Annotated in this window: 26 protein-coding genes; 11 read left to right on the forward strand and 15 right to left on the reverse strand. The window is 71.3% G+C overall.

The annotated features are described in order from the left end of the window. Positions 1 to 34 precede the first annotated feature (34 nt). The 4 genes from ACQ0O7_RS23955 to ACQ0O7_RS23970 form a co-directional block, all read right to left on the reverse strand. Positions 35 to 925, reverse strand: a complete 891-nt coding sequence (locus ACQ0O7_RS23955; protein WP_430784420.1) for a helix-turn-helix domain-containing protein — start codon at positions 923 to 925, stop codon at positions 35 to 37. Positions 926 to 1,079: 154 nt separating this feature from the next. Next, positions 1,080 to 2,825: a carbohydrate-binding domain-containing protein gene (locus ACQ0O7_RS23960; protein ID WP_430784421.1), complete on the reverse strand. Its 1,746-nt coding sequence runs from the start codon at positions 2,823 to 2,825 to the stop codon at positions 1,080 to 1,082. Next, a complete protein-coding gene (locus ACQ0O7_RS23965; RefSeq protein ID WP_430784422.1) occupies positions 2,825 to 3,571 on the reverse strand; it encodes a polyphosphate polymerase domain-containing protein in 747 nt (248 codons plus the stop codon). Before ACQ0O7_RS23965 ends, ACQ0O7_RS23960 begins: the two co-directional genes overlap by 1 nt. After that, positions 3,568 to 4,158, reverse strand: coding sequence for a DUF4956 domain-containing protein (locus ACQ0O7_RS23970; protein ID WP_430784478.1), 591 nt, complete (start codon positions 4,156 to 4,158; stop codon positions 3,568 to 3,570). The genes ACQ0O7_RS23965 and ACQ0O7_RS23970 overlap by 4 nt, the downstream gene beginning before the upstream one ends. A gap of 172 nt (positions 4,159 to 4,330) precedes the next feature. Between ACQ0O7_RS23970 and ACQ0O7_RS23975 the strand changes: the two genes are divergently transcribed. Genes ACQ0O7_RS23975 through lhgO form a run of 5 tightly spaced genes read left to right on the forward strand, consistent with a single transcriptional unit; the run spans position 4,331 to position 9,423 of the window. After that, positions 4,331 to 5,710 (forward strand): ferredoxin reductase family protein, encoded by a 1,380-nt coding sequence (locus tag ACQ0O7_RS23975; protein ID WP_430784423.1) that lies wholly within the window; start codon positions 4,331 to 4,333, stop codon positions 5,708 to 5,710. Between the two features lie 17 nt (positions 5,711 to 5,727). Next, entirely contained in the window at positions 5,728 to 6,129 is a 402-nt protein-coding gene (locus ACQ0O7_RS23980) for an FMN-binding protein (RefSeq protein ID WP_430784424.1), read from the forward strand. Between the two features lie 7 nt (positions 6,130 to 6,136). Next, on the forward strand, positions 6,137 to 6,823 hold the full coding sequence (locus ACQ0O7_RS23985; RefSeq protein WP_430784425.1) for a response regulator transcription factor: 687 nt from the start codon (positions 6,137 to 6,139) through the stop codon (positions 6,821 to 6,823). Further along, positions 6,820 to 8,193 carry a HAMP domain-containing sensor histidine kinase gene (locus ACQ0O7_RS23990; RefSeq protein ID WP_430784426.1) on the forward strand — a complete coding sequence of 458 codons (1,374 nt, stop codon included), beginning with the start codon at positions 6,820 to 6,822 and terminating at the stop codon, positions 8,191 to 8,193. The genes ACQ0O7_RS23985 and ACQ0O7_RS23990 overlap by 4 nt, the downstream gene beginning before the upstream one ends. A gap of 33 nt (positions 8,194 to 8,226) precedes the next feature. Then, a complete protein-coding gene (lhgO, locus tag ACQ0O7_RS23995; protein ID WP_430784427.1) occupies positions 8,227 to 9,423 on the forward strand; it encodes an L-2-hydroxyglutarate oxidase in 1,197 nt (398 codons plus the stop codon). Between the two features lie 25 nt (positions 9,424 to 9,448). Here the strand turns inward: lhgO and ACQ0O7_RS24000 are convergent, their stop codons facing one another. Continuing rightward, positions 9,449 to 10,486, reverse strand: coding sequence for an ABC transporter substrate-binding protein (locus tag ACQ0O7_RS24000; protein WP_430784480.1), 1,038 nt, complete (start codon positions 10,484 to 10,486; stop codon positions 9,449 to 9,451). Between the two features lie 210 nt (positions 10,487 to 10,696). On the opposite strand from ACQ0O7_RS24000, the gene ACQ0O7_RS24005 reads away from it, so the two are divergent. From ACQ0O7_RS24005 to ACQ0O7_RS24015, 3 genes are read left to right on the forward strand one after another with little or no spacing between them, the layout of a single operon-like run. Beyond that, positions 10,697 to 11,635 (forward strand): FecCD family ABC transporter permease, encoded by a 939-nt coding sequence (locus tag ACQ0O7_RS24005; RefSeq protein WP_430784482.1) that lies wholly within the window; start codon positions 10,697 to 10,699, stop codon positions 11,633 to 11,635. Further along, entirely contained in the window at positions 11,632 to 12,663 is a 1,032-nt protein-coding gene (locus ACQ0O7_RS24010) for a FecCD family ABC transporter permease (protein WP_430784428.1), read from the forward strand. The genes ACQ0O7_RS24005 and ACQ0O7_RS24010 overlap by 4 nt, the downstream gene beginning before the upstream one ends. 34 nt (positions 12,664 to 12,697) lie before the next feature. After that, positions 12,698 to 13,492 carry an ABC transporter ATP-binding protein gene (locus tag ACQ0O7_RS24015; protein ID WP_430784429.1) on the forward strand — a complete coding sequence of 265 codons (795 nt, stop codon included), beginning with the start codon at positions 12,698 to 12,700 and terminating at the stop codon, positions 13,490 to 13,492. 10 nt (positions 13,493 to 13,502) lie between these two features. Here the strand turns inward: ACQ0O7_RS24015 and ACQ0O7_RS24020 are convergent, their stop codons facing one another. Next, positions 13,503 to 14,207 (reverse strand): arylamine N-acetyltransferase family protein, encoded by a 705-nt coding sequence (locus tag ACQ0O7_RS24020; RefSeq protein WP_430784430.1) that lies wholly within the window; start codon positions 14,205 to 14,207, stop codon positions 13,503 to 13,505. A 107-nt stretch (positions 14,208 to 14,314) separates the two neighbouring features. On the opposite strand from ACQ0O7_RS24020, the gene ACQ0O7_RS24025 reads away from it, so the two are divergent. Further along, a complete protein-coding gene (locus ACQ0O7_RS24025; RefSeq protein ID WP_430784431.1) occupies positions 14,315 to 15,295 on the forward strand; it encodes a sulfotransferase family protein in 981 nt (326 codons plus the stop codon). Positions 15,296 to 15,299: 4 nt separating this feature from the next. On the opposite strand, the gene ACQ0O7_RS24030 is transcribed toward ACQ0O7_RS24025, so the two are convergent. The 7 genes from ACQ0O7_RS24030 to ACQ0O7_RS24060 all read right to left on the reverse strand — a co-directional run bounded on the left by ACQ0O7_RS24030 (position 15,300) and on the right by ACQ0O7_RS24060 (position 21,635). Beyond that, positions 15,300 to 15,932, reverse strand: a complete 633-nt coding sequence (locus tag ACQ0O7_RS24030; RefSeq protein WP_430784432.1) for an SRPBCC family protein — start codon at positions 15,930 to 15,932, stop codon at positions 15,300 to 15,302. Continuing rightward, complete coding sequence (locus ACQ0O7_RS24035; RefSeq protein WP_430784433.1) at positions 15,929 to 16,297, reverse strand: ArsR/SmtB family transcription factor; 369 nt, start codon at positions 16,295 to 16,297, stop codon at positions 15,929 to 15,931. The genes ACQ0O7_RS24030 and ACQ0O7_RS24035 overlap by 4 nt, the downstream gene beginning before the upstream one ends. 97 nt (positions 16,298 to 16,394) lie before the next feature. Continuing rightward, positions 16,395 to 17,765: a cellulase family glycosylhydrolase gene (locus tag ACQ0O7_RS24040; RefSeq protein WP_430784434.1), complete on the reverse strand. Its 1,371-nt coding sequence runs from the start codon at positions 17,763 to 17,765 to the stop codon at positions 16,395 to 16,397. Between the two features lie 94 nt (positions 17,766 to 17,859). Beyond that, the gene (locus ACQ0O7_RS24045; RefSeq protein ID WP_430784435.1) at positions 17,860 to 18,873 is read right to left on the reverse strand and encodes an ABC transporter ATP-binding protein; all 1,014 of its coding nucleotides are present in this window, start codon (positions 18,871 to 18,873) and stop codon (positions 17,860 to 17,862) included. Further along, positions 18,870 to 19,634, reverse strand: a complete 765-nt coding sequence (locus ACQ0O7_RS24050; RefSeq protein WP_430784436.1) for an ABC transporter permease — start codon at positions 19,632 to 19,634, stop codon at positions 18,870 to 18,872. Before ACQ0O7_RS24050 ends, ACQ0O7_RS24045 begins: the two co-directional genes overlap by 4 nt. Next, the gene (locus tag ACQ0O7_RS24055; protein ID WP_430784437.1) at positions 19,622 to 20,518 is read right to left on the reverse strand and encodes an ABC transporter permease; all 897 of its coding nucleotides are present in this window, start codon (positions 20,516 to 20,518) and stop codon (positions 19,622 to 19,624) included. Before ACQ0O7_RS24055 ends, ACQ0O7_RS24050 begins: the two co-directional genes overlap by 13 nt. After that, a complete protein-coding gene (locus ACQ0O7_RS24060) occupies positions 20,511 to 21,635 on the reverse strand; it encodes an ABC transporter substrate-binding protein (RefSeq protein WP_430784439.1) in 1,125 nt (374 codons plus the stop codon). Before ACQ0O7_RS24060 ends, ACQ0O7_RS24055 begins: the two co-directional genes overlap by 8 nt. Before the next feature lie 227 nt (positions 21,636 to 21,862). Between ACQ0O7_RS24060 and ACQ0O7_RS24065 the strand changes: the two genes are divergently transcribed. Further along, on the forward strand, positions 21,863 to 22,237 hold the full coding sequence (locus ACQ0O7_RS24065; protein ID WP_430784441.1) for a hypothetical protein: 375 nt from the start codon (positions 21,863 to 21,865) through the stop codon (positions 22,235 to 22,237). Here ACQ0O7_RS24065 and ACQ0O7_RS24070 read toward each other — a convergent pair. After that, positions 22,228 to 22,629, reverse strand: coding sequence for an SRPBCC family protein (locus tag ACQ0O7_RS24070; RefSeq protein ID WP_430784443.1), 402 nt, complete (start codon positions 22,627 to 22,629; stop codon positions 22,228 to 22,230). The two genes, ACQ0O7_RS24065 and ACQ0O7_RS24070, sit on opposite strands and share 10 nt — an antisense overlap. Before the next feature lie 66 nt (positions 22,630 to 22,695). Between ACQ0O7_RS24070 and ACQ0O7_RS24075 the strand changes: the two genes are divergently transcribed. Then, positions 22,696 to 23,610, forward strand: coding sequence for an alpha/beta hydrolase family protein (locus tag ACQ0O7_RS24075; RefSeq protein WP_430784445.1), 915 nt, complete (start codon positions 22,696 to 22,698; stop codon positions 23,608 to 23,610). A 93-nt stretch (positions 23,611 to 23,703) separates the two neighbouring features. Here ACQ0O7_RS24075 and ACQ0O7_RS24080 read toward each other — a convergent pair whose 3' ends face one another. Then, a complete protein-coding gene (locus tag ACQ0O7_RS24080) occupies positions 23,704 to 24,495 on the reverse strand; it encodes a class I SAM-dependent methyltransferase (protein ID WP_430784446.1) in 792 nt (263 codons plus the stop codon). Between the last annotated feature and the right edge of the window lie 114 nt (positions 24,496 to 24,609).

Below are 24,609 nucleotides of genomic sequence, written 5' to 3' on the forward strand. Positions count from 1 at the left end.
AAGCCGCGGAGCTTGTGGGCCGGCTGTGTCAGGCTTACGAGTCGGCGAGGATCTTCCGCAGGGTGGCGGGTGTCCGGTCGGGCCGGTCGGCTTCGATGAACAGCCGGCCGATCGCCGCCGCGTAGCGGTCCACCTCTTCCCGGCGCTCCAGGTAGAGCCCGTTGGTGAGGTGCTCGATGTAGACCACGTCGGGCAGTTTCTCGTGCGGGAACCGCAGGATGCTGAACGCGCCGCCGGCCGCCGCGTGACCGCCGGAGTCGAACGGCATCACCTGCAGCCGCACCCGCGGCGACTCGCTGATCTCCAGCAGGTATTCGATCTGCTCGCGCAGCACGTCACGCCCGCCGATCGGCCGGCGCAGCACCGCCTCGTCCAGGACCGCCCACAGCCGTGGCGCGTCCGGTCGCTCGAGCACCTGTTTGCGGGCCATCCGCAGTTTGGCCCGGCGGTCGATCTCCTCCGGCCCGTCGTCCTCGTGACCGAGCTTGATCACGGCACGGGCGTAGGCGTCGGTCTGCAGCAGGCCGGGCACGAACTGCACCTCGTACGTCCGGATCAGCTCGGCGGCCTGCTCCAGATCCAGATAGTTCTGGAACCAGGTGTCGAGGACGTCCCCGTACGCCTGCCACCAGCTCGGCGCGTTCGCCTCACGGACCATGGTGAGGACCCGGCGGTGCTCGGCCTCGTCCGTCACGCCGTAGAACCTGAGCAGGTCGGTGACGTCGCGCTCCTTGAACGAGACGCGTCCCAGCTCCATCCGGCTGATCTTGGACTCGGAGCCCCGGATCTCGTAACCGGCCTGGTCACGGGAGATGCCCTTGGCTCGCCGGAGGGCGCGCAGATGGGCGCCGAGCTGGAGCCGGCGCACTGTCGCCCCGCTGCTGTGACTGCCGCTGTCGCTGCTGTCGTCGTCGATCTCGGACATCAGACCTCTTCGACTGTCCCTTGTGGATACCGCGATGACGGTCGGCAACAGCATACTCGGCGGTTGACTAGTCCCGCATACGGACCGATGAGTGATCCGGCACATCACGTAGCGGCGCTCCGGGGCAAAAGGGGCGCCGCTACGTGGACGGGGGTCAGCGCCGCCCGAAGCCCCGCCCGCCACCGGCCGGCGCCGAACCCGCGGTCACGGTGGCGACCTGCGTGGCCGACCCGAGGGTGCCCGACGCGGCGAGCCCGCCGGTGACGGTTCCGGAAGCGGTGCCGCCGGTGCTGATCGTGTACTTCCCGCCCGGCTTGACGGCGGGGGAGGAGTAGGTGATGTTCTGCGTCGACTTGCTGGTCGTGAACGTTCCGACGACCGTACCGTCGCTGTCGGTGATCTGGATCGTGGTCCCGGCCGGGATCGCACTGTCCACGGTGGCCGAGAGCCAGGCCTGCGCGGACTCGGCGTCCGGGGTGACGGCCATGCCGGAGCTGCCCGCGGCCAGGAGGATGCCGCCGCTGATGGTGAAGGTGGCGTCGACGTCCAGAGCGCCGTTGCCATTGCCCTCCGGACCGTTGACCACCACGGTGCCGCCGGTGATCGACGCGGTGCCGTTGGAGTCGAGGCCGTCGCCGTCCGCGTTGATCACCAGGGTGCCGCCGTTGACGGTGACCGAGGGTTCGGACGACGAGGACGACGAGGACGAGGTGGCGTTCACACCGTCGTCGCTGGTGGTGACCGAGACCGAGCCGTCGTTGAGCACGATCTGCGCGGCCTCCAGGCCCTCGACCGCCGAGGCCACCGTCACCGACCCGGCGTCGACGATCAGCTGCCCCTCGGCGTGCACGCCGTCGTCGCCGCTGCCCACCGTCACCTTCGCGCCGTTGAGGTGGATCGCGCCGTCGCTGTGCACCGCGTCGTCGGCGGCGTTCACCGCGACGGTGCCACCCTCCAGCACGGTGATCACGCCGGACTTCAGGCCTTTGGCCGAGACGTCGGCGGCGAGGGAGGCGGCCGAGGCGAGCCCGCCGCCGGACGTGACGGTGATCGTGCCACCGGTGACGACGACGTCGGTGGCCGCGTCGACCCCGTCGCCGCCGCTGGTCACGGTGATGGTGCCGGCGCTGACCGACACGTACCCCCGCTCGGTGTCCTCGTCGTTGTCGGCCTTGATCCCGTCGCCGCCGGCGGTGACCGTGATCGTGCCGCCGGTGACCACCACGTAGTCCTTGCCGCGGATGCCGTCGTCCTTCGCCGTCACGCTGATCGTGCCGGACTCGATCAGCAGGCCGTCCTTGGCGGCGATCGCGTCGTTGGCGTTCCCGGTGACGGTCAGCTTCCCGTCCCCGTTGACCGTCAGGTCGCCGGCGCTGAACAGGGCCGCGTCGACGTCCGCGTCCGTGGCGTACGACGTGGTGTCGGCGAGGGTGTTGGCGCTGCCGGCGGCGAGCTGGACGACCAGCTCCTTGACCTCGGTGGCGGCGATCGCGGCACGGTCCGTGCTGGTGATCGCGGCGCCGTCGAGGATCAGGGTGACGGTGGCGTCCGGCGCGTTCACCACGATCTGCCCGGCCAGTTCACCGCTGATGGTGTACGTGCCGGCCGCGGTGATCGTGACGGTGTTCCCGTCGACCGTCACGCCCTCCGCACCGGACGTGGCCGAGGCGCCGGTCAGGGTGATCGTGCCGGTGACCCCGGCCTCGTCGCTGCCCGCGCTGTGCACTTCCTTGTCGGCGGCCAGGACGGCGGCGGCGTTCTGGGTGCCGTCGACGGTGGAGGTGACCGCGGCCGGGGTGGCGGCCACCGCGTCACCGGACGATGTGGAGCATCCGGCGAGCATGGCGGCGGCCAGGGCGAGGGAGCTGACGGCGGCGAGGACCTTCCGGCGGATTCTCATCAGAGCCCTTTCGTGAAGTTGCGGAGTACGGGACGCCAGTGGTTGGAGGGCAGTTCGGGGCGCAGCGCGGCCAGGCCGGTCGCGTACTTGGAGATCGAGCAGGGGCGGTGGCCGAGTGACCAGAGCAGCCGGTCGACGTCCGAGGCGGCCCGGCCGGACTTGGTCTCGACGATCACCGAGTGCGGCATGTGGACCGTCGCGCCGTCCGGGAGCTGCCAGGTCAGGCCGGTGTCGATGGTGACCCGGCTGCCGGTCGACGGCACGTAGAGCGTGGTGCGGCGGTAGTGGGTGGCCATCACCGGATGGAAGTCGAGTCCTTCCGGGCTGATGCCGGCGGCGTCCAGGGTCTGGGCTGCGTAGGCCCGCCCGGCACTGCCCAGATCAACCCCGTTCCCGGCGTACGGGATCCGCTCCTTGACCGTCTGGCCCCTGCCGCCACGGGTCTTCACCTCGACGAAGTTCAGCCCACTGTCCAGATAGGTGCGCACCCGGACCTTGAACCGGCGCCGTCTCCGGCGGGCGGCCGCGTGATAGGCGTCGAGCCCGGCGGTGTCGAAGTAGATCGAGCGGTATCCGAAGGCCTGCCGTCCATCGATCTCCAGGACCCGTACGCCCGCGGGCATCCGGTCCAGCAGGGTGGGCAGGGCGCCCGCCGGGAGCAGGTACTTGCGGTCCAGCCGGGTCAGCAGGGCGGCCTCGCCGACCAGTTCGGCCAGGGAGACCGGCGCGAAGGTGGTGACCGTCATCGGGCGTTCACCCGCTCGATCCGCGGGCCCAGCTCGGTGCGGACCCGGGACGGCCCGGCGATCCAGCGCACCTCGACCAGGGTGCTGTCGTTCACCATGTCGATCTGCTTGATCACCATGGTGGTGACCTGGCCGCCCAGCATCGTCTCCAGGTGCGTCCGGAGTGCTTCCTCGTCGGTGTACGCGACGTCCAGGCGGACCAGCTGGTTGCGGTGTCGGCGGAACAGCGCCGGGTGGTCGCCGAGGAAGAGCGCCGCGATGACCAGTGCCATCAGGCCGAGGTGCAGGGCGTCCATCACGTCGCCGAGCCCGGCGATCAGGCCGAGGGCGAGAGAGGCGAAGTAGTACGCGATCTCGTGCTGGCTGATCTCGTCGGAGCGGAGCCGGATGATCGACAGGACACCGAAGAGGCCGAGGCCGAGTCCGGCGCCGACGGCGGTGTTGCCGAGCACGATGGAGACCGCCAGGACGCCGATGTTGACACCCAGGAAGGCGGTGACCAGATCTCGGCGGCGGTGCCGGGGAAAGTAGACACCGAACGTCAGAACCAGGATGGCGATCAGATCCGCGACAACCGCGAGCAGCATGGTCACTTGGGGGCTTCCTTCAGGTCAGGTTCATCAGGTGTTTCCATTGCGCCGGAACTCTCTGTCGGCATCCTGTGAGGCCTCTGTGCTGACGGCCTGAGAACGGGTCTTCTTAGCCAACCCTTATGAACGGCCGGTGCCGGTCTTAGAAGCCGCGGTCAGTTTTGGGGCCATGACCGCTACCGTCGTGTCCGACGTTCGACACCGGCCGCGCGCCACCCCCGCCTGGTGGCCCGGGGCCGGCGCGACCGCCGCCGGACTGAGCCTGCTGATCGTCACCGTCCTCTGGGTGAGCAACGGTGGCATCACCGACCTCACCGGCGGTGAGGCCTTCACCGCGATCGGCAGGTTGACCGGTCTCTACGCCTCCGACCTGCTGCTCCTCCAGGTGCTGCTGATGGCCCGGATCCCGCTGGTGGAACGGGCCTTCGGGCAGGACCGGCTGGCCCGCTGGCACCGGTGGACCGGGTTCAGCTCGTTCTGGCTGATGGTCGCGCACATCGTGACGATCACCCTCGGGTACGCGGCCGGCGGCGGCTTCCTCGCCCAGCTGTGGAACCTGATCCTCACCTACCCCGGAATGCTGCTCGCGGCGGCCGGCACCGTCGCGCTGCTCATGGTGGTGGTCACCTCGATGCGGGCCGCCCGCCGCCGGATGCGGTACGAGTCGTGGCACCTGCTGCACCTGTACGCGTACCTCGGTGTCGGTCTGGCCCTGCCGCACCAGATCTGGACCGGCGAGGACTTCACCGGCACACCGTGGGCCCGCGCCTACTGGTGGACGCTGTACCTGGCCGCGGCCGGGGCCGTCCTGGCGTACCGCATCGGTCTCCCGGTCCTGCGCAACCGCAGGCACCGCCTGACGGTGAGCCACGTGGTCGCCGAAGGCCCCGGGCTGACCTCGGTGCACCTGACCGGCGAACGCCTCGCCGAGTTGCCGGTGCGGGCCGGCCAGTTCTTCCACTGGCGCTTCCTGGACGGCAAGGGCTGGAGCCGGGCCAACCCGTTCTCGCTCTCCGCCACCCCGGGCGGCGACATGCTCCGGATCACCGTGAAGAACCAGGGCGACGGCAGCTCCCGGATGGCCTCGCTGAAGCCCGGCACCCGGGTGCTGATCGAGGGGCCGTACGGCAAGCTGACCGGCGAGGACTACGCCGGTGAGCCGGTGCTGCTGATGGCCTGCGGCGTCGGCATCACCCCACTGCTGTCGCTGCTCGGCGAACTGCCGTTCCGCGACGGCGAGGCCACCCTGGTCTACCGCGCCCGGACCGAGGACGACCTGGTCTTCCGTAACGAACTGGACTGGTACGCGACCCGGCGCGGGGTGCGGGTGGTGCCGCTGACCGGGCCGCGCTCCCGGCGTACGTCATGGCTGCCCGCCGCCTTCGCCGGCGACGGTGACGCGGGCGCCCTGCGGCAGGTGGCGCCACGCATCGCCGAATCCCGGGTGTTCATCTGCGGACCGGAGGAGTGGGCCGCCGCCGCCCGTGCCGCGGCCGTCGAGGCGGGCGCCCGCCCGGACCGTGTGCACACCGAACTGTTCGCCTGGTAGACAGGGAGATCTACGCCATGCCCCGCATCATCCTGTGGATGCTCTCCACCGTCGTCGGACTGGTCCTGCTGTTCAGCTACCGGACCAGCACCGGGCAGAGCGCGGTCGCCGAGACGGTGGCGGTCGTCCCCGCCACCACCTCCGGCGAGACCTACACCGGCGACACCGTGCCCACCCAGGAGGGCGACGTCCAGGTGGTGATCACCGTCGAGGACGGCAGGATCACCTCGGTCAGCGTGCCGGTCCGCCCCAGCGGCAGCCCCCGGCACGACGAGATCAGCGGATCCGCCCTGCCCACGCTGATCGAGGAGACCCTGGCCGCCCAGAGCGCGGACATCGACTCGGTGTCCGGCGCCACCTACACCAGTGGCGGCTACATACAGTCACTGCAATCGGCGATCGATGCTGCCCGGCTTTAATGGGTCCATGCGGATCCTGGTGGTGGAGGACGACGCGGCCGTGCGTGACTCGCTGGCCCGTACGCTGCGGTTCGAGGGTTATCAGGTGGACACCGCCGGTGACGGCCGGGACGCCCTCGACGTGGTGCGGGCCGGTGAGCCGGACGCGCTGATCCTCGACGTGAGCATGCCCCGGATGGACGGCCTGGAGGCGTGCCGGCGGTTGCGCGCCGACGGCGTGGTGCTGCCGGTGCTGATGCTCACCGCCCGGGACGGCGTCGGCGACCGGGTCGCCGGCCTGGACGCCGGCGCCGACGACTACCTGGTCAAACCGTTCGCCCTGCAGGAACTGCTGGCCCGGATCCGGGCCCTGCTGCGCCGTTCCCAGCTGAGCGCCGCCTCGGCCGTCGATCTTCTGACCTTCGCCGACGTACGGATGAACCCCACCACCCGCGAGGTGTGGCGGGGCGCCCGGGCACTCAAGCTCACCCGCACCGAATTCGGCATCCTGGAGGCCTTCCTGCGCCACCCCAGGCAGGTGCTCTCCCGGACCGCCCTGTTCGAGCAGGTCTGGGGGTACGACTTCGGTGAACAGTCCAACAGCCTGCACGTCTACCTCGGCTACCTGCGGCGCAAGCTGGAGGCGGACGGGGAGGCGCGGCTGCTGCACACTGTCCGGGGCGTCGGATTCGTGCTGCGGGAGGAGCCGCTGTGAGAGCGTGGTGGAACGAGCGGACCCTGCACGACCGGCTGTCCGTGCTGGTGGCCGGCGCGGTGGCGGCCGCCGTGCTGCTGGTGTCCGCGGGGGCCTGGCTCCTGGTGGCGGAGATCCAGCAGCGCAGGCTCGACGCCGGTCTGCTGGCCGACGCCCGCACCATCGCCGAGAACCCGTGGCAGTGGCTGCAGTCACAGGGTGCCCGGCCCAGCCCCGGCTACGCCGAGATCGGCCCCTGCTGGCAGATCCTCAACCCGGCCGGCGACGTGGTCGGCGGCTCCGCCACCCGGCTGCCGGTGACCGCCACCGCCGTCGCGATCGCCACCACCGGGCACGCCGAGATGCAGGAGAAGGTCACCCTCGGCTCCGGCGAATACCTGATGCTCACCGTGCCGATCGCCGGTGGCGGCGCGGTCCAGGTCGGGGTCGACCCGAACCCCGACAAACGGGTCCTCGCCCTGTTCGCGGCCCTGCTCGCGGCCGGCTGCGTGGCCGGCGTCGCCGGGGCCGCGGTGCTCGGCCGGACCGTCGCCCGGGCCGGCCTGGCCCCGGTCGACCGGCTCACCGAGGCCGTCGAGGACGTGGCCGTCACGATGGACCTGACCCGCCCGATCGAGGTCTCCGGCGAGGACGAGATCGCCCGCCTGGGCCGCTCGGTCAACGCCATGCTCGCCGCCATCGACGCCTCCCGGCGCGCCCAGCGGGCCCTCGTCGAGGACGCCGGGCACGAACTGCGCACCCCACTGACCAGCATCCGGACCAACGTCGAGTTGCTGCTGGAGGTCGAGCGCCGGCCCGAGCTGGCACACCGGCTGCCCCCGGAGGAGAAGGTGAAACTGCTCGGCGATCTGGACGCCCAGGTCCGCGAGCTGGCCACCCTCACCACCGAGCTGGTCGAGCTGTCCCGTGAGGAGGGCAGCCGGGAGGACGCCGAACAGGTCGACCTGGCCGAGGTGGTCACCGCCGCGATCAACCGGGTCCGGATCCGGGTCCCCGGCCTCGTCTTCGACACCGACCTGGAACCGGTCACCGTGCAGGGCCGCCCCGGCGAGCTGGAACGGATGGCGGTCAACGTGCTCGACAACGCCGCCAAGTGGAGCCCACCCGGCGGCACCGTCGTCACCCGGCTGCGCGACGGCGTGCTCACCGTCGCCGACAACGGCCCCGGCATCGCCGCCGAGGACCTGCCGCACGTCTTCGACCGCTTCTACCGGGCGCCCGCCGCCCGCAGCATGCCCGGCTCCGGGCTCGGCCTGGCCATCGTCGCGCAGACCGCCGCCCAGCACGGCGGCACCGTCACCGCCGCGCCCAACCAGCCGCACGGCACCGTCGTGACCGTCACCCTGGGCCGGGTGTACGCGTCCCGATAGCCTCACTCCAAGGTGGACTCACCAGGGGGAGACATGGCGGACGAGACCGTCGGGATCATCGGGGCCGGGATCGTCGGGCTGGCCGTCGGACGGGAGATCGGCAGACGGCGGCCCGGCACCCGGGTGGTGGTCGTCGAGAAGGAGCCCGGCCCGGCCCGGCACCAGACCGGCCACAACTCCGGGGTGGTGCACGCCGGCATCTACTACCCGCCGGGCAGCCTGAAAGCCGAGCTGTGCACCCGGGGGCGGCTGCTGCTGCGGGAGTACTGCGCGGAGCACGCGATCGCCTACGACGAATGCGGCAAGCTGGTCGTCGCGGTCCGCTCCGACGAGCTCGGCCGCCTCGGCGACCTGGAGAAACGGGCGCGCGACAACGGCGTACCGGGCCTGCGGCGGGTCGATCCGGCCGGGATCCGCCAGATCGAGCCGCACGCCGCCGGGCTCGCCGCCCTGCACTCGCCGGAGACCGCGATCACCGACTTCCCGGCGGTGGCCCGGGCCCTCGCCGGCGACATCGAGGCGGCCGGCGGCGAGGTGATCTACGACTTCCCGGTCTCCGGGGTCCGCCGCGAGCCCGGCCGGATCCGGATCGTCGCGGGGGAGCGGGACCTCACCGCCGACCGGGTGATCATCTGCGCGGGCCTGCACAGCGACGTCGTCGCGGGTCTGGCCGGGGACACCGCCGAACCCCGGATCATCCCGTTCCGCGGCGAGTACATGCGGGTCCGCCCGGAGAAGGCCGCCCTGGTCCGGGGCATGATCTACCCGGTGCCGGACCCGCGGTACCCGTTCCTCGGCGTGCACTTCACCCGCCGCGTCACCGGGGTCGTCGAGGTCGGGCCGAACGCGGTGCTGGCCACCGCCCGCGAGGGCTACACGCGTGGTGCGGTGTCGCCACGCGACCTGGCCGCGATCGCCGGCTGGCCGGGCACCTGGCGGATGGCCCGCAGACACTGGCGGACCGGGATCCGGGAGGTCCGCGGGTCGCTGTCGACGGCCCGCTACATGGCCGAGGCGATGCGGTACGTGCCGGAGATCGGCGCCGCCGACGTGGTCCGTGCCGGGGCCGGGGTCCGCGCCCAGGCCCTGGACCGCGACGGTGCCCTGGTCGACGACTTCCGCATCCACCATCTGGGCCCGGTCACCGCGATCCGCAACGCCCCGTCCCCGGCGGCCACCTCGTCCCTGGCGATCGCCGCCCACGTCGTCGACCAGCTCGACCGGACGTGAACGGCGTCGCCGTGCGGCGGGTGGGTCAGGCCAGCTTCTTGGACTTCTTGATGGCGGCGGTGAGGGCCTCCAGCAGCGGGGCGGACCCGGCCCACGAGTAGATCGGCACGGCCTCCCACGGGAAGACCTGGTTGGCCTTGACCGCGGGCAGTGCGCTCCAGCCCGGCTTGGACGCCAGGTCGTTGGGCTGCAGGGTGCCGGTGCGGGCGTCCAGGAAGATGATGTCGGCGTGGTATTTGTCGGCGTTCTCCCAGCTCAGCGACTCGTAGTAGTCACCGCCGTCGGTCTTCTCGGGGACGATGATGTCGACCCCGAGCTCCTTGAAGTACATGATGTCGGACGACACCTTGGGGTTCGACACGTAGAAGATGTCGGCCGCGCCGGAACCCGCCAGGACCTTGATGCCGCCGGAGGCCTTGGCCGCCTCGGACAGGTCGGCGGCGGCCTTCTCGAAGCGGGCCTTGGCCTCGGTCACCTTGGGGGCGTTGAGGTCGGCGCCCAGCGAGGCGGCCAGCTCGGCGTACCGCTCGATCGGCTTGTTCAGCGGGACCCGGCCGACGGTGATGGTGGCGGCCGGCGCCAGCTTGAGGATCTGGTCCTTGCTCTCGTCCGGCAGGTACCAGTAGGCGCCCGGGTCGAACATGTGGGTGATCAGCAGGTCGGGGGTGAGCGCGGCGTACTTCTCGACGGAGAACTCGCCCCACGCGTTGCCGATGATCTCGACCTTGTTGACGTCCAGTGCGCCGGCCTGCTTCTCGGCGGTGCCGTCGGCCTTCTTGGTCTCGCCGAAGACGCCCACGATGGAGTCCTGCAGGCCCAGGTCGACCAGGGCGGCGGCGGTGCCGGTGAAGGCGACGATCTTCTTCGGGGTGCTGTCGGCGGTCAGTTCCTTGGGCTGGTCGTCGGTGAACTTCCAGGGGCCGGCGGCGGCTGCGGCGGAAGAGGCCGGGGACCCACTCTCCTCCGACTCGCCACCGCACGCGGCGAGGAGGGCGCCGGCACCGACGGCGCCGCCCGCGGCCAGCAGGCCACGACGGGACAAGGAAACCTGCGAGAACTTCATCATCAAGTCTTTCTGGGGTACGACCGGTCCTGCGACCGCGTGCGATGGTTAGGCTAACCTAACGAGCCGATCGCGCGTCAACAGGATCTAGAACACCGGGACGGGAGAGCCACGCTGTCCACCATCGACACCCCCATCGAGCAGGAGTTACGGAGTCCGCCCGCATCGGGCCGGCGCGCCTCCGCACGCCTGTTCGGACTCATCGTGGCCATCCTCGCCCTAGCCGCGGTGGCCGTCCTGAGCATCGGTTTCGGAGCCCGGTTCCTCTCCCCCGGGGAGGTGTGGGCCGGACTGTGGGATCCGCAGTCACCGTCCTACCGGATCGTCCACGAGATGCGGCTGCCGCGTACGCTGCTCGGCCTGATGGTCGGCATGGCCCTCGGCATGGCCGGCGCCATCATGCAGGCCCTGACCCGCAACCCGCTCGCCGACCCCGGCCTGCTCGGCATCAACGCCGGTGCCGCCGCCGGGGTGGCCAGCGCGGCGGTCTTCCTCGGCGTCGGCACCTTCCTCGGCTACGTGTGGTTCGCCCTGGCCGGGGCCGCGATCGTCACCGCCATGGTCTATGCGATCGGCGGTGGCCGCGCGGCCACCCCGGCCCGGCTGGCCCTGGCCGGCGCCGCACTGAACGCGACCCTCTACTCCTATGTGTCCGCCACGCTGCTCTCCGACAGCCAGGCCATCCAGAAGGTCAAGTTCTGGACCGCCGGGTCGCTGGCCAGCGCCGACTTCGGCACCGTGGAGCGGCTGGCGCCGTTCTTCGGAGCCGGCCTGCTGGTCGCTCTCGCGGTGGCCCGCCCGCTGAACGCCCTGTCGCTCGGTGACGACGCGGCCCGCGCCCTGGGCGCCCGCCCGTCGGTCATCCGGGTCACCGTGATCGTGGCGGTCACCCTGCTCTGCGGCGGCGCCACCGCGGCCTGCGGCCCGATCGTCTTCGTCGGCCTGCTCATCCCGCACATGGTCCGCCCGTTCACCGGCCCGGACCTGCGCTGGATGCTGCCCTACACGGCGGTCCTGGCGCCGGTGCTGCTGCTCGGCGCGGACGTGCTCGGCCGGGTCCTGGGCAGCCCCGGCGAGTTGCAGGTCGGCACGGTCACCGCGGTCCTCGGCGGCCCCCTGTTCCTCTATCTGGTGCGAGCCGCGAAATGACGACCGTGGTGAAAGAACGTTCGATCGGCAGCCGGGTCGGTGTCCGCCCCCGGGCGATCGCCGTCGGTGCGGGCGCCGCCCTGGCCACAGTGCTGGTGGCGGTGTTCAGCCTCGGCACCGGCGACTTCGAGATCGCCCCGGCCGATGTGGTCGCCACCCTGCTCGGCACCGGCAGCCCGGCCCACGAGTTCATCGTCATGGAGTTGCGGCTGCCCCGGCTGATCACCGCGATCCTGGTCGGGGCCGCGCTGGCCGCCTCCGGCGCGGTCTTCCAGTCGCTGGTGCGCAACCCGCTCGGCAGCCCCGACATGCTCGGGGTGACCAACGGCGCGAGCACCGCGGCGCTGGCCGTGGTCATCCTGGGCGGCACCAGCACTCAGCTGTCGGTGGCCGCGGTGTTCGGTGGCCTGGCCGCCACCCTGCTGATCCAGCTGATCGCCGGGCGGGCCCTGCACGGTTTCCGGTTCATCCTGGTCGGCATCGGGCTGGCGGCCATCCTCACCGGCGTCAGCGGCTATCTGCTGACCCGGGGCGTACAGATGGAGAACGCCCGGGCCCTGCTCTGGCTGACCGGCAGCCTGGACGGGCGGGACTGGGGTCAGGCCGTACCGATGGCGGTCGTCCTGGTCCTGGTCCTTCCGCTGTTGCTGCTGGCCTGCGGGCCGGGCCTGCGCATCCTGGAGATGGGCGACGACTCGGCGTCCGCGCTGGGTGTCCCGGTGCCGCTGCTGCGCAACGCCGCGCTGCTGTCCGCCGCCCTGCTGGTGTCGTTCGCGGCGGCCAGCGCCGGCCCGGTCAACTTCGTCGCCCTGATCGCCCCGCACCTGGCCAAACGCCTCACCCGGGCACCCGGCCCGAACCTGATCCCGTCGATCGCGGTCGGCGCGCTGCTGCTGACCGGCGCCGACTTCATCGCCCAGCACCTGCTGGAGGACCGCGCCCTGCCGGTGGGCGTGGTCACCGGCCTGGTCGGTGGCGGCTACCTGGTCTGGCTGCTCACCACCGAACGCAAGGCCGGACGGATCTGAGACCGGCATGACCGACAACGCAACAGGAGAGAACATGAGGCTCAGCGGCAGCGGGATGACACTCGCCTACGACAAGCGGGTCATCGCCGAACAACTGAGCGTCGAGATCCCGGACGGCTCGTTCACGGTGATCATCGGGCCCAACGCGTGCGGCAAGTCGACCCTGCTGCGGGCGCTGTCCCGGCTGCTCAAGCCGACCGTCGGCACCGTGTTCCTGGACGGCAAGGACGTTCATTCCCAGCCCACCCGTACGGTCGCCAAGACGCTCGGCCTGCTGCCCCAGTCGTCGACCGCCCCGGACGGCATCACGGTGGCCGAACTGGTGGCCCGGGGGCGCTACCCGCACCAGAGCATCCTGCGGCGCTGGTCGGCCGACGACGAGCGGGTGGTGCGGGAGTCGATGGAGTCCACCGGCGTGGCCGACCTGGCCGACCGGGTCGTCGACGAGCTGTCCGGCGGCCAGCGGCAGCGGGTCTGGCTGGCCATGTCGCTGGCCCAGCAGACGCCGCTGCTGCTGCTCGACGAGCCGACCACCTACCTCGACATCGCGCACCAGATCGAGGTGCTCGACCTCTGCGCCGAACTGCACGAGACCCAGGGCCGGACACTTGTCGCGGTGCTGCACGACCTGAACCACGCGGCCCGGTACGCCACCCATCTGATCGCCATGCGGTCCGGCAAGGTGGTGGGGTCCGGGCAGCCGGGCGAAGTGCTCACCGCGAACCTGGTCGAGGAGGTCTTCGGCCTGCCCTGCCGGGTGATCGACGACCCGGAGACCGGCACGCCGCTGGTGGTGCCGGCCGCCCGCCGCCGTACCCCGGTGGCCTGACGCCGGTCCGTCACGCGGGGGTGATGCCGAACCGGTCGCGGTAGGCGGCGGCCAGCTCGGTGTCGTCCAGGACGGTCTCGGCGCGGGTGCCGGCCTCGGTGACGATCAGGGTGTGGTCGCTGATCGTCACCCGGCCGTCCGGGGTCAGCCGGGTGCAGATGGTCTTCCTGGTGAAGTGCGAGTCCGGGTTGGTCCGCTGGAACCAGCAGGTGGCCGCGAAGTCGGCCAGGTCGCGGGGCCGGGTCTCGATCAGGTAGGCGGGCCGGCCGTCGCGCAGCACCCGCACGTCGCCGTCACCGGTGTCCTCCAGCCGGAACCGGCCGCCGGGATCGTCCTGGTCGGTCCGGGAGTGCCAGCTCAGCGGAAATGTGCTGTGGTCGCCGAATCCGACGTCCACCAGCCATCGATCGTCCACGACCAGGACCAGATGGTCGTACGGTGGGCCGAGGCGCTCGGATCCGTACACCCGGGCGGCCAGCCGGGTCACCGAGTGGCCCAGTTCGGTGAGCAGCAGGGCGAACAGGCCGTTGAGTTCGTAGCAGAAGCCACCCCGCCGGCGCCGGACGATCTTGTCGTACAGGTCGCCCGGGTCCAGTGAGACGTGGTCGAGGCTGAGGTTCTCGAACGGCACCGCCCGCAGGTGTGCCCGGTGCAGTTCGGGCAGGGCGGGCGGCGCGTCGAGGCCGATCCGGTTCAGATATGCGGTGACGTCCATGGGTCTCAGCGTCCGACCTGCATCCCGGTTGAGGTCAAGGCCCGACAGGAGGTCGAGAACCGCCATGTTTTTTGCAAAAGGGACATTTTCTCCTCTACCGTCTAATCATGTCTGATCGCCCGATCTTCGTCGTCGGCTGCCCGCGTTCCGGCACCACGATGCTCCAGCTGATGCTGCACGCGCACCCGCGGATCGCGCTGCCACCGGAGAGCCGCTTCCTGCTCCCGGCGTTCTACCGCCGGCACGAGTTCGGCGACCTGACGGATCCGGCCCGGCGCCGGGCGCTCGGCGAGTGGATCACCGGCACCCCGCACTTCGGCGATCTCGGGCTGGTGCGCGACGACGTGGTGGCGGCGATCGAGGCGGCCCCGCCCACCCTCGGGTCGGCGCTCGGCACCGTCTTCAAGCTCTACGCCGCCCGGTTCGGCAAACCGCGCTGGGGTGACAAGCGGCCCGCCTACCTGCGCAACCTGCCGGCCATCCTGCGGCTCTTCCCGGACGCGCAGATCATCAACATCATGCGCGACGGCCGCGACTGCGTGGCCTCGCTGAAGGAGACGCCGTGGCGGCCGGCCGACTTCGGCGAGCTGATCGACTACTGGGCGCGGTCGGCCGACTCGGCGCTGCGGGCCGCCCGCACCTATCCGGCGGACGTCTTCCACCAGGTGCGCTACGAGGATCTGACCGCCGACCCGGCGACCCACCTGCGCGGGATCTGCGACTTCCTGGGCGAGGAGTACGACCCGGCGATGGCCCGGCCGTCCGAGCTCGCCCCGGTGGCGGTGCCGTCCTGGAAGACCTGGCACTCGCTGACCCGTTCCGAGGTGACCACCGAGCGGGTGAGCAGCTGGCGGCAGCGCCTGACCGCCGAGGAGGTGGCCCGCTGCGAGGCGGTCTTCGGCGACCGGCTGGCCCGGTTCGGCTACCCGCTCTCCACCGCGTGCCGCCGCAGCACCCGGGTCCGGGCCGCCCGCACCTGGCTGGTGGTGCGGGACCGGCTCGGCCCGGCCCGGGACCGGGCCGAGGACGTGCGCGGGCGGCTCAAGGCCCGGCGGCGCGGCCCGGCGTTGCCGGCCCGGCTCTCCTAGGCGATCATTCCTGGCCGGTGTACGCCTTCAGCGTGTTCGCCGACTGGCGGCGCGCCTTCTCCGGATCGGTGCCGAACGCGATGTCCGCCTCGGTCCACGCGTCGGCGCTGAGCCGCAGGAAGGTGATCCCGTCCGCGGAGGCGGACCAGGTGGCCGCCATCTCCGGGGTGATCGGCGACCCGGGGGTGGCCAGGTGGTTGGCCAGGCCCCAGAACGCGCCCTCCCACCCGAGGCCGACCGCGCCCGGACCGTACCGATCCCAGTGCTCGTCGTCGACGTGCGCCACGTGCTCCAGCTCGAACCGGGTCCGGTCGCCCTCCGGCGTGATGCGCACCTCGACCCAGCTGACCTGGTCGCCGAACTCCCAGGTGGCGCCGACCGCGCGCGGCTTGTCGCACTTGGTGACGGTGCCACCGGCGTTGCCCTCGAACTGGTACCGCCCACCGACCCGCAGGTCACCGGAGACCGGCAGGAACCAGCGCTGGATCCGCTCCGGGTTGGTGACCACGTCCCACAGGTCGTCCGGATCGGTGTCGTAGGCCTGACTGATCGTCATCACCCGCGCCTCACCGGCCTCCAGCACTCGGGTGCCGATGGTCCGGCGTACTTCATTGATCTGCTCTTTGACGTCGATCATCGGGAACTCCTCGCATCGGCGGGACCCACGCCCTCGGCCAGGCGCCGCAGGCGCTTGCCGCGGGCCACCTCGGTGGCCATCGCGGCGAGGTGCGGCGTCCAGAACCTCCGGAACGGCTCCAGCCACTCGTCGACCTGCCGCAGCGCGGTGTGGTCGACGGCGTAGAGGCGCCGGGCGCCGTCCGGGCGCACCGTGGCGAAGCCGTTGTCGCGCAGCACCCGCAGATGCTGGGACACGGCCGGCTGGGTGATGCCGAACTCCGCCCGGATCACGGCGGTCACGGCACCGGAGGTCTGCTCACCCTCGGTGAGCAGCTCGAGGATCCGGCGGCGAACCGGATCTCCGAGTACGTCGAACGCATGCACTCCAGCACCCTATCATCTATGACTTATATAAGTCAGTTCTTAAATGGAGCCGGGCCCGCCCGGTGGAAGGGAGGCGGGCCCGGCGGCTTGTGGGGGACTATCCGGCGCGCAGCCGGTTGCGCAGCAGTGCCCCGGACTCGGTCAGCACGCTGGTCCCGCCGAACGCCCCGGCGTTGCAGGTGCCCGGCTTCAGTGCCGCGCTGCCCTCGGCCGCGTCGGAGAACGTCCAGTTGGCGTACCCGATCTTCAGCCGGTCCAGCAGATCCAGCCAGGCGCTGGTGCTGGCGGTGTCGACGGCGCCGTCCCCGGTGTAGGTCACCGTGCCGAACTCGGTCACGAACAGCGGCAGCGAGGCCGCGGCCCGCTCCACCTCGGCCCGGTAGTTGTCCTTGTGCGAGGCGGCGTAGAAGTGGAAGGCGTACATCACGTTCGCCGCGCTGACCGGGTTGTTCACGATCTCCGACGAGTTGCCGCCCTCCGAGACACCCAGCGACGACCAGCCCCGGGTGCCGACGATCACGACACCGTCCGGGTCGTTCGCGCGGATCACCGGGATCACCTGGTCGGCGTAGTTCTTGATCTGCGCCCAGCTCACGCCGTTCGGCTCGTTGGCGATCTCGTAGATCACGTTCTTCTTGTCCGCGTGCCGGGCCGACACCTGGGCGAAGAAGGTCTTGGCGCGCTCCAGGTTGAACGCCGGGTCACCCGGGGTCAGGATGTGGAAGTCGATCAGCGCGTACATCCCGCGCTCGGTGGCCTCCTCGACCAGCGCGTTCACCTTCGCGGTGAAACCGGCCGGATCGGTCTCGTAGCCCTGCTCCTGGACGTACATCGAGATCCGGAACAGGTCGGCGTTCCAGTCGTCGGCCAGCCAGTCCAGCGACGCGTCGGTGTAGCAGGACGGGAACCACTGGATGCCGTGCGTGCTCATGCCCTTGAGCTGGACCACCTGGCCGTGCTGGTTGCACAGCTTGGTGCCGCAGACCCGCAGCTGCCCGTTGACGCCGACCGGGGTGCCGCCGGCGCTGGGCGACGGGTTCGGGCTCGCGCTGCTGACGGTGGGGGACGGGGTGGTGGTTCCGGTGCAGGAGACACCGTTCACCAGGCAGGCGGTCGGCCGCCCGGAGCCGTTGACGATCAGGCCGAAGCTGGTGGAGCCGCCCGCGGGGATGGTGGCGTTCCAGCCGGCCGGAGTGAACGTGTACGTGTTGCCGCCGGTCGCGAGCGTGGCGTTCCAGGCCTGGTTGACCGAGGTGCCGGCCGGCAGGGTCAGCTCGACCTTCCAGGTGCTGATCGCCGACGAGCGGTCGTTGGTGACGGTGACCTGTGCCTGATATCCGTTGTTCCACGAGCTCTGGACGGAGAACGCCGCCGTCTCCGCACTCGCCGGGAGTGCGAAGAAGGCGGCGGACGACGCGGCGACCACGGCCAGGACCGTGACTAGTATGCTGCCGGTTCGGCGTTTCACGGGGGCATCACCTCGGGGGATGGTCGCGGGTGGGGAATCCCGCGCTGGGAGCGCTCCCAGGGCCTCCGACTGTAACGGCCGGTCATAGCGCTGTCTATTCGACGACCACCGCCTGCGGGGCGATCGTGAGACGTACCGGCGTGCCGTGGGTCAATTCCGGCAATCTGCCGCTCGGCACCTGGGCGATCACCAGGTGATCGCCGACGGTCACCGTGACCCGGCTGAGCGAACCGAGGAAGCTGCTCGTCAGCACCGTGGCGGTGGCCTCCGGGTCCGGTGTGACCTCGACCGCCTCCGGGCGGATCAGCGCGGTCGCCGACCCGGCCGGATGTGTGCCGACCAGCGGCAGCCGGGTGCCGAGCACCTCCACCGTGTCCCCGTCCACGGTGCCCGGCAGCCGGTTGCTGATCCCGACGAAGTCGGCCACGAACGGGGTGGCCGGCCGCAGATAGACCTCGGACGGCGGGGCCAGCTGCTCCAGCCGCCCGGCCCGCATCACCCCGACCCGGTCCGCGATCGCCAGGGCCTCCTCCTGGTCGTGCGTGACGAACAGGGTGGTGGTGCCGACCTCGGTCTGGATCCGGCGGATCTCGTCGCGCAGCTGCACCCGGACCTTGGCGTCCAGCGCCGACAGCGGCTCGTCCAGCAGCAGCACCCGCGGTTCGATCGCGAGCGCCCGGGCCAGCGCCACCCGCTGCTGCTGGCCGCCGGAGAGCTGGTTGGGGTAGCGGTCCGCGTGGGTGGCCAGGCCGACCAGTTCCAGGGTCTCCATCGCCCTCGCCACCGGCCGGCCCCGCAGGCGCAGGCCGAACTCCACGTTCTGCCGGGCGTTCAGGTGCGGGAACAGCGAGTACGCCTGGAACACCATGCCCATGTCCCGCTTGTTCGCCGGCACCCGGGTCACGTCCGTCCCGCCGACCAGCACCCGGCCCGCGGTGGCCTCCTCCAGCCCGGCCAGGATCCGCAGCGCCGTGGTCTTGCCACAGCCGGACGGCCCGAGCAGGGCGACCAGCTCACCCGGCTCGATCGACAGGTCCAGGTCGTCCAGGGCGTGCACGGTGCCGAACGTACGGCGCAGCCCGTCGAGATGAACGGCGACGCCGGTCATGATTTCCTCCCCTTCCGGGAGCCAGCCAGGGACAGCACGATCAACAGGACGAACGCGAGCATCAGAGCCGCCAGCGACACCGCCACCGACACGGTGGCACTGCTCTTGCCCAGGAACTCGATGGCCACCTGCAGGTTGGTGCGGTGCAGCAGCGAGGCGATGGTGAACTCGCCGAGCACCAGCGCCACGGTCAGGAACGCGGCCGACAGCACCGCCTGCCGGATGTTCGGCAGCACCACCCGCACGATCACGGTGAACCAGCCGGCGCCGAGCCCGCGGGCCGCCTCGGCCAGCGTCTTCACGTCGATCGCGGACAGGCCGGTGTCGATCGCGCGGTAGGCGTACGGCAGGACCAGCACGGTGTACGCGAAGACCAGCGTGATCGACGAGCCGCCGATCAGGTAGTTGACCCAGGCGTACACCGGGGCCAGCCCCACCACCAGCACGATCGCCGGGATGGTCAGCGGCAGCAGGCACAGGAACTCCACCAGCGGCCGCAGCCTCGGCAGCCGCAGCCGCACCCAGATCGCGGTCGGCACCAGCAGCACCAGCATCAGCACCGCGGTCAGCGAGGCCTGGGCCAGCGACGCCAGGATGCCCTCGGCCAGCGCCGGATAGTCGGCGCTGAGTCTCGGCCAGTTCAGCAGCAGCGGCCACGTCTCCGGGTCCCGGGTGCTGAACTCGACCATCGCCACCAGCGGCAGCAGGAAGAACACGCCCATCACGGTCAGGACGGTCCACCGGAACGCTACCCGAGCCACTTCGCCGTCCTCTTCTGCAACATCGAGTAGAGGGCCATCACCACGGCCACGACCACCACCATGCCGAGCGCCATCGCCTTGCCCAGGTTCGCCTGCCCGAGCACCACCTCGCTGGTCAGGGCGCCGCGGATCTGCAACGGCACGATCGGGCTGCCCTGGCTGACCAGGGCGGCGGCGGTGGCGTACGCGGAGAAGGCGTTGGCGAACAGCAGCAGCGCCGAACCGAGGAACGCCGGCGCCAGCAGCGGCCCGGCCACCCGGGTCCAGTAGTGCCAGGTGCTGCTGCCCAGACTGGTCGCCGCCTCCCGCCACTGCGGCCGGATGCCGTCCAGCGCGGGCAGGAAGACGATCACCATCAGCGGGATCTGGAAATACGTGTAGACCAGGGTCAGACCCGGGAGTTCGAAGAGCCAGACCCCATTGGCGTACGGGTCCAGACCGTGCTCCTGCAGCCAGATCGTGACGAAGCCGGACAGTCCGATGGTGGCCAGGAACGCGAACGCCAGGGTCACGCCACCGAACTGGGCCAGCACCCCGGCCGCCGCGGTGACCGCCCGGCGCAGCAGGCCGTCGGGTCTGCCGAGGACCAGCGCGTACGCCAGCAGCGCCCCGAGGACCGCCCCGATGATCGCGCTGGACGCGGACAGGGTGATGCTGCGGCCGAACGCCGCGAGGATGTACTCGTTCCCGAGGGCACGCACGTTCTCCCACGTGAAGCCGCGCCCGCCGTCGCCGGTGAACGCGCCGATGACCACGGTGAGCGTCGGGACGACCAGGAAGATCGTCACGAACGCGAAGAACGGGACCGTGCCGAGCAGGGCGCCGCCCCGCAGGCGTGACCGGCCGGCCACCCGCTGCGGAGCGGCGGTCGCCGACTCAGCCAATGGCCTTGGCCCAGTTCGCGGTCAGGTACTCCTTGGCCTTGGCGTTCTGCTCCTCGGTCGGGATCACCGGCTCGCCCTCGATCTCGGGCAGCGCGGCGAACGCGGTCGCGTCGATGGTGCCGGCCTTCTCCATGGCCTCGGCGCGGACCGGGCGGGCGCCACCCTTGAGCCACAGGTTCTGGCCCTCGTCGGAGTAGAGGAACTCCTGCCACAGCCGGGCCGCGGCCGGGTGCGGGGCGTCTTTGTTGATCGCCTGCACGTAGTACGAGCCGAGCACCGCGCCGGACGGGACGAAGACCTTCCAGCTGGGCAGCTTCGCCGACTGGGCGGCGTTCAGGTAGTCCCAGTCGAAGACCACCGGGGTCTGTCCGGACTCGACGGTGGCCGGGGTCGGGTCGACCGGCAGGAAGTTGCCGGCCTTCTTCAGGTCACCGAAGAAGTCGACACCCTTGGTGATGTCGTCGACGGTGCCGCCGTTGGCCAGCGAGGCCAGCTGCACACCACCGAACGCGGCGCCGGCCTGGGTCGGGTCGCCGTTCAGCGCGACCTTGCCCTTGTAGTCGGCCTTCAGCAGATCGGCGACACTGGCCGGGGCCGGGACCTTGGCGCTGTCGTAGCCGATCGACATGTAGCCGCCGTAGTCGTTGACCCACGCGCCGTTCGGGTCCTTCAGGTTCGCCGGGATCTCCTCGAACTTCTCCGTCTTGTACGGCGCGAACTTCGCCACGTTGGCGGAGGCCACCGAGGCGCCCAGGTCGAACACGTCCGGCGCGGTGTCCTGACCCTTCAGCTGGTCGGCGGCGTTGATCTCGTCCTGGCTGGAGCCGTCCGGCTGCGCGGAGTTGACCTTGATGCCGTACTTGTCGCCGAAGGTCTTGATGATCTCGCCGTAGTTCGCCCAGTCCGGCGGCAGGGCGATCACGTTCAGCTGGCCCTCCGCCTTGGCGGCGGTGATCAGGGCCTCCAGTCCGCCCAGGTCGGCGGCGCTGGTCGCGGTGGCGGCACCCGAGGTGCCCGCCTCCGGCTCCTTCTCCGGCGGCGAGCAGGCGCTGCCCAGAGCGACTATGGCGACGGCCGTGAGAGTCGCGGCCGCGGATCGGGCGAGGGTGGTGCGCACTGTTGTTCCTCCTTCTGCGGCACCGCAGCCGGTGCGCGCTGGGTGGATCATGAAAGTGCCGGGTGGAGGGCAGACGTACGGCAGGAGACCGCACGGCGAATTCAGCCCCTCCGCCTCTGCCAGGGGTTTCCCAGCACCTTTTCATGCCGCGCCGTTGATCGAAAGCAGTCGTTGAAGGACTGTTACATCCTTCTGTGGCGGCCCCGCCTGTGGCAGACTCTCGGGACTTGACGATCTTCGAGGAGGCGGCCGTGACAGTGATCGAACAGGCCGCCGCCCCGCGTACCGTCCTGGCCCGGGCCGCCGCCCTCACCGGGGTGGCCGGCATCGCCGTGCACCTGATCCTGGCCGGGGAACACGCCGGTCACGCGCCGGTGCTGCTGGCCGCGCTCGGGGCGCTCGCGCTGATCTGCGTACCGTGCGGGGTCTCGCTGTGGCGGCGGCCGTCCGACCGCGCGGCCTGGACCACCCTGCTCGCCCTCAGCGGGCTGATGATGCTGCTGCACCTGGGGATGAGCCCGGACGGGCCGATGCTGGCCGTGGTGCTGGGGGTGCCGGCCGTACAGGCGGTCCTCGGGGTGGCCGCGCTGCTTCAGCGCTGAGCGCTCTCCAGCACCTCCCGCAGCCTGGTCAGGTCGGCCTGGACCAGGTCGGCGTCCCGCTCGAACTCGTCGTCGGTGATCCCCGGCAGCCTGCGCAACGTGAACATCACCTCGGCGGCGTCGTCGCCGTCCGGGATCACCCGCATCGGCGAGTACACCTCGGCGCCGTCCGGCGGGCGCACCCAGTGGTCCAGGATGCCGAAGTCGTTACGCGGCGTGAAGATCAGCTCGGCGCCGTCGTCGCCGATCACCCAGCGGTCCCCCTGCTTCGACACCGTGGTGGCCAGGCCGGCCGCCCAGCGGGGCAGGTTCTCCGGGGCGGACGTGAACTCGTACACCGCGTCGGCAGGCAGGGCGATGCGCTCGCTGAGGTAGCGGGATGCGGAAGTCACCTCGGCATCCTCCCAGAAATCGGGGCCCCTTGACGGCGTACCGATTGATCGACATAGTCCGTATCCATGAAGGCGACAACGTTTCGTTCACGGAAACTCCTGGCAGCGATCCTGACGTCGGTGGCGGCGGCCGCCGCCGTCCCCACCCCGGCCGTGGCCTCGTCACCGGCCGTGCACAGCTTCGCCACCACGATCAACGGGGACGCCGCCGACGTCTACTACCCGCGGGCCGGGACCCGGCTGCCGGTCGCCCTCCTCCTCCAGGGGGCGAACGTGGACAAGGCACATTATTCGTCGTACGCCCGGATCCTCGCCTCCTACGGTTTCGCCGTGGCCGTCCCCAACCACAGCCGCGTCATCTTCGGCACCGCCGGCCTGTTCCCGGAAGGCGCCCAGGCCGCCGCCACCGTGGCGTGGGCCGCCGCCCAGGACGCCGACCCGGCCTCCCCGCTGCACCGCCGCGTCGACGAGGACCGGCTGGTGCTGGCCGGGCACTCGTTCGGCGCCGCCGCGGCCCTCACCCTCAGCGGCGGCACCTGCGGCATCCCGTTCTGCCCGGCCCCCGTCCCGGTCCCGCAACAGTTGGCCGCGGTGGCCACCTACGGCGGCAACACGGTGAACGGCGACGCGCCCCTGCCGGTGCCCGGCACGGTGCCGGTCGCCTACCTCCAGGGCCTGGCCGACGGCGTGGCCACCCCGGCGGAGGGCCGCGCCACCTACGACGTCACCGCCGCCACCCCGAAGGCGTTCATCGCGGTGACCGGCGCCAACCACTACGGCATCACCGACGTTCAGAACCCGCCCGGCGCGGCCCCCGACCCGTCCACCCAGACCCTGCCCCAGCGAACCGGCGTGGAGACCACCGCCCGCTGGACCGCGAAATGGTTCCGGGCACAGCTCGGCGACCCGGCCGCCCGCGCCTACATCCACACCGTGGGCGACCGCCTGGACCCCAACGTGACAGTCACGTCCGTCCGCTGAACGCCCCGCTCCGCGGCCCCCGAAGGGGGCTCGGGTGATGAGCCGGCGACCGTGGATCCGGTGCTGCCGTGGGTGAACCCCACCGGCACGCCGTCATCCCCGCACCGGCGGGCGTCTCCCGGCCACCAGCAGGTGGGCGCTCGCGGCCAGCAGCGCGGGCTCGGTGCTGTAGAGCCGGGCCATCTCCAGGGCGCCGTCGAACACCCCGGGATCGTCGCCGGATGTCTCCACCGCCGTCCACAGCGGGCCCTCCACGCCGTGCACCTCGACCGGGGTCAGGCCGGCCTCCGCGCACTCCGCGACCAGCTCCGGCACCCGGTGGAACCAGGCGTGGGTGAAGCCGGTGCCGGGGTCGTTGGCGCCGTCGGTGAGCAGCCGCCGGGAGTCGGCCAGGGTCCGCTCGGTCAGCCGGTCGCGGACCACGAAGTCGAACGAGGCGGCGAACCGGGAGATGGCCGCGGCCAGCACCAGCCCGCCGGGGCGGGTCACCCGGACCGCCTCGCGCAGGGCGCGCACCCGGTCGGACCGGTCGAGCAGGTGGTAGAGCGGCCCGAACAGCAGCGTCGCGTCCCACTCGCCGTCGCCGGAGGGCAGGTCCCGGGCGTCGCCGACCACCGCGTCGAGGCCGGGCACCGCGGCCCGCGCCTGCGCCACGTGGGCGGGCACCAGGTCGACGAGACGCACCCGGTGGCCGGCGGCCAGAAGCGGAGCGGCGTACGCCCCGGGGCCGCCGCCGACGTCCAGGACCGCCGCCGGGGTGGGCAGATAGTGCTCCAGCAGCTCCAGGGTGCGGATCCGCTCCAGCCGGGTCGACGGCCGCCGGTCCAGCCGGCCGGCCTCGTCGTAGCGGGAGTAGAAATCGACGATCGACGCGCTCAGGTCCATGCCGGACAGCCTGGCAAAGACCGGTGGCGCGGCGACAGCGATTTACCGCAGGCCCTCGCGGGAGCGGGGCCGGGACGATCCCGCCATGACCTGAGGGGCGCCTGAACTGGCGAT

The organism is Actinoplanes sp. G11-F43 (assembly GCF_050589265.1).
Lineage (GTDB): Bacteria > Actinomycetota > Actinomycetes > Mycobacteriales > Micromonosporaceae > Actinoplanes.

Bases quoted from the DNA above. Each gene is read 5' to 3' on its own strand.
- ACQ0O7_RS23955 (WP_430784420.1), bottom strand. From the start codon at position 925: ATGTCCGAGATCGACGACGACAGCAGCGACAGCGGCAGTCACAGCAGC.
- ACQ0O7_RS24015 (WP_430784429.1), top strand. From the start codon at position 12,698: ATGAGGCTCAGCGGCAGCGGGATGACACTCGCCTACGACAAGCGGGTC.
- ACQ0O7_RS24075 (WP_430784445.1), top strand. From the start codon at position 22,696: ATGAAGGCGACAACGTTTCGTTCACGGAAACTCCTGGCAGCGATCCTG.
- ACQ0O7_RS24010 (WP_430784428.1), top strand. From the start codon at position 11,632: ATGACGACCGTGGTGAAAGAACGTTCGATCGGCAGCCGGGTCGGTGTC.
- ACQ0O7_RS24030 (WP_430784432.1), bottom strand. From the start codon at position 15,932: ATGATCGACGTCAAAGAGCAGATCAATGAAGTACGCCGGACCATCGGC.
- ACQ0O7_RS23980 (WP_430784424.1), top strand. From the start codon at position 5,728: ATGCCCCGCATCATCCTGTGGATGCTCTCCACCGTCGTCGGACTGGTC.
- ACQ0O7_RS23965 (WP_430784422.1), bottom strand. From the start codon at position 3,571: ATGACGGTCACCACCTTCGCGCCGGTCTCCCTGGCCGAACTGGTCGGC.
- ACQ0O7_RS23970 (WP_430784478.1), bottom strand. From the start codon at position 4,158: ATGCTGCTCGCGGTTGTCGCGGATCTGATCGCCATCCTGGTTCTGACG.
- ACQ0O7_RS23960 (WP_430784421.1), bottom strand. From the start codon at position 2,825: ATGAGAATCCGCCGGAAGGTCCTCGCCGCCGTCAGCTCCCTCGCCCTG.
- ACQ0O7_RS24045 (WP_430784435.1), bottom strand. From the start codon at position 18,873: ATGACCGGCGTCGCCGTTCATCTCGACGGGCTGCGCCGTACGTTCGGC.
- ACQ0O7_RS24080 (WP_430784446.1), bottom strand. From the start codon at position 24,495: ATGGACCTGAGCGCGTCGATCGTCGATTTCTACTCCCGCTACGACGAG.
- ACQ0O7_RS24025 (WP_430784431.1), top strand. From the start codon at position 14,315: ATGTCTGATCGCCCGATCTTCGTCGTCGGCTGCCCGCGTTCCGGCACC.
- ACQ0O7_RS24020 (WP_430784430.1), bottom strand. From the start codon at position 14,207: ATGGACGTCACCGCATATCTGAACCGGATCGGCCTCGACGCGCCGCCC.
- ACQ0O7_RS23985 (WP_430784425.1), top strand. From the start codon at position 6,137: ATGCGGATCCTGGTGGTGGAGGACGACGCGGCCGTGCGTGACTCGCTG.
- ACQ0O7_RS23975 (WP_430784423.1), top strand. From the start codon at position 4,331: ATGACCGCTACCGTCGTGTCCGACGTTCGACACCGGCCGCGCGCCACC.
- ACQ0O7_RS24000 (WP_430784480.1), bottom strand. From the start codon at position 10,486: ATGAAGTTCTCGCAGGTTTCCTTGTCCCGTCGTGGCCTGCTGGCCGCG.
- lhgO (WP_430784427.1), top strand. From the start codon at position 8,227: ATGGCGGACGAGACCGTCGGGATCATCGGGGCCGGGATCGTCGGGCTG.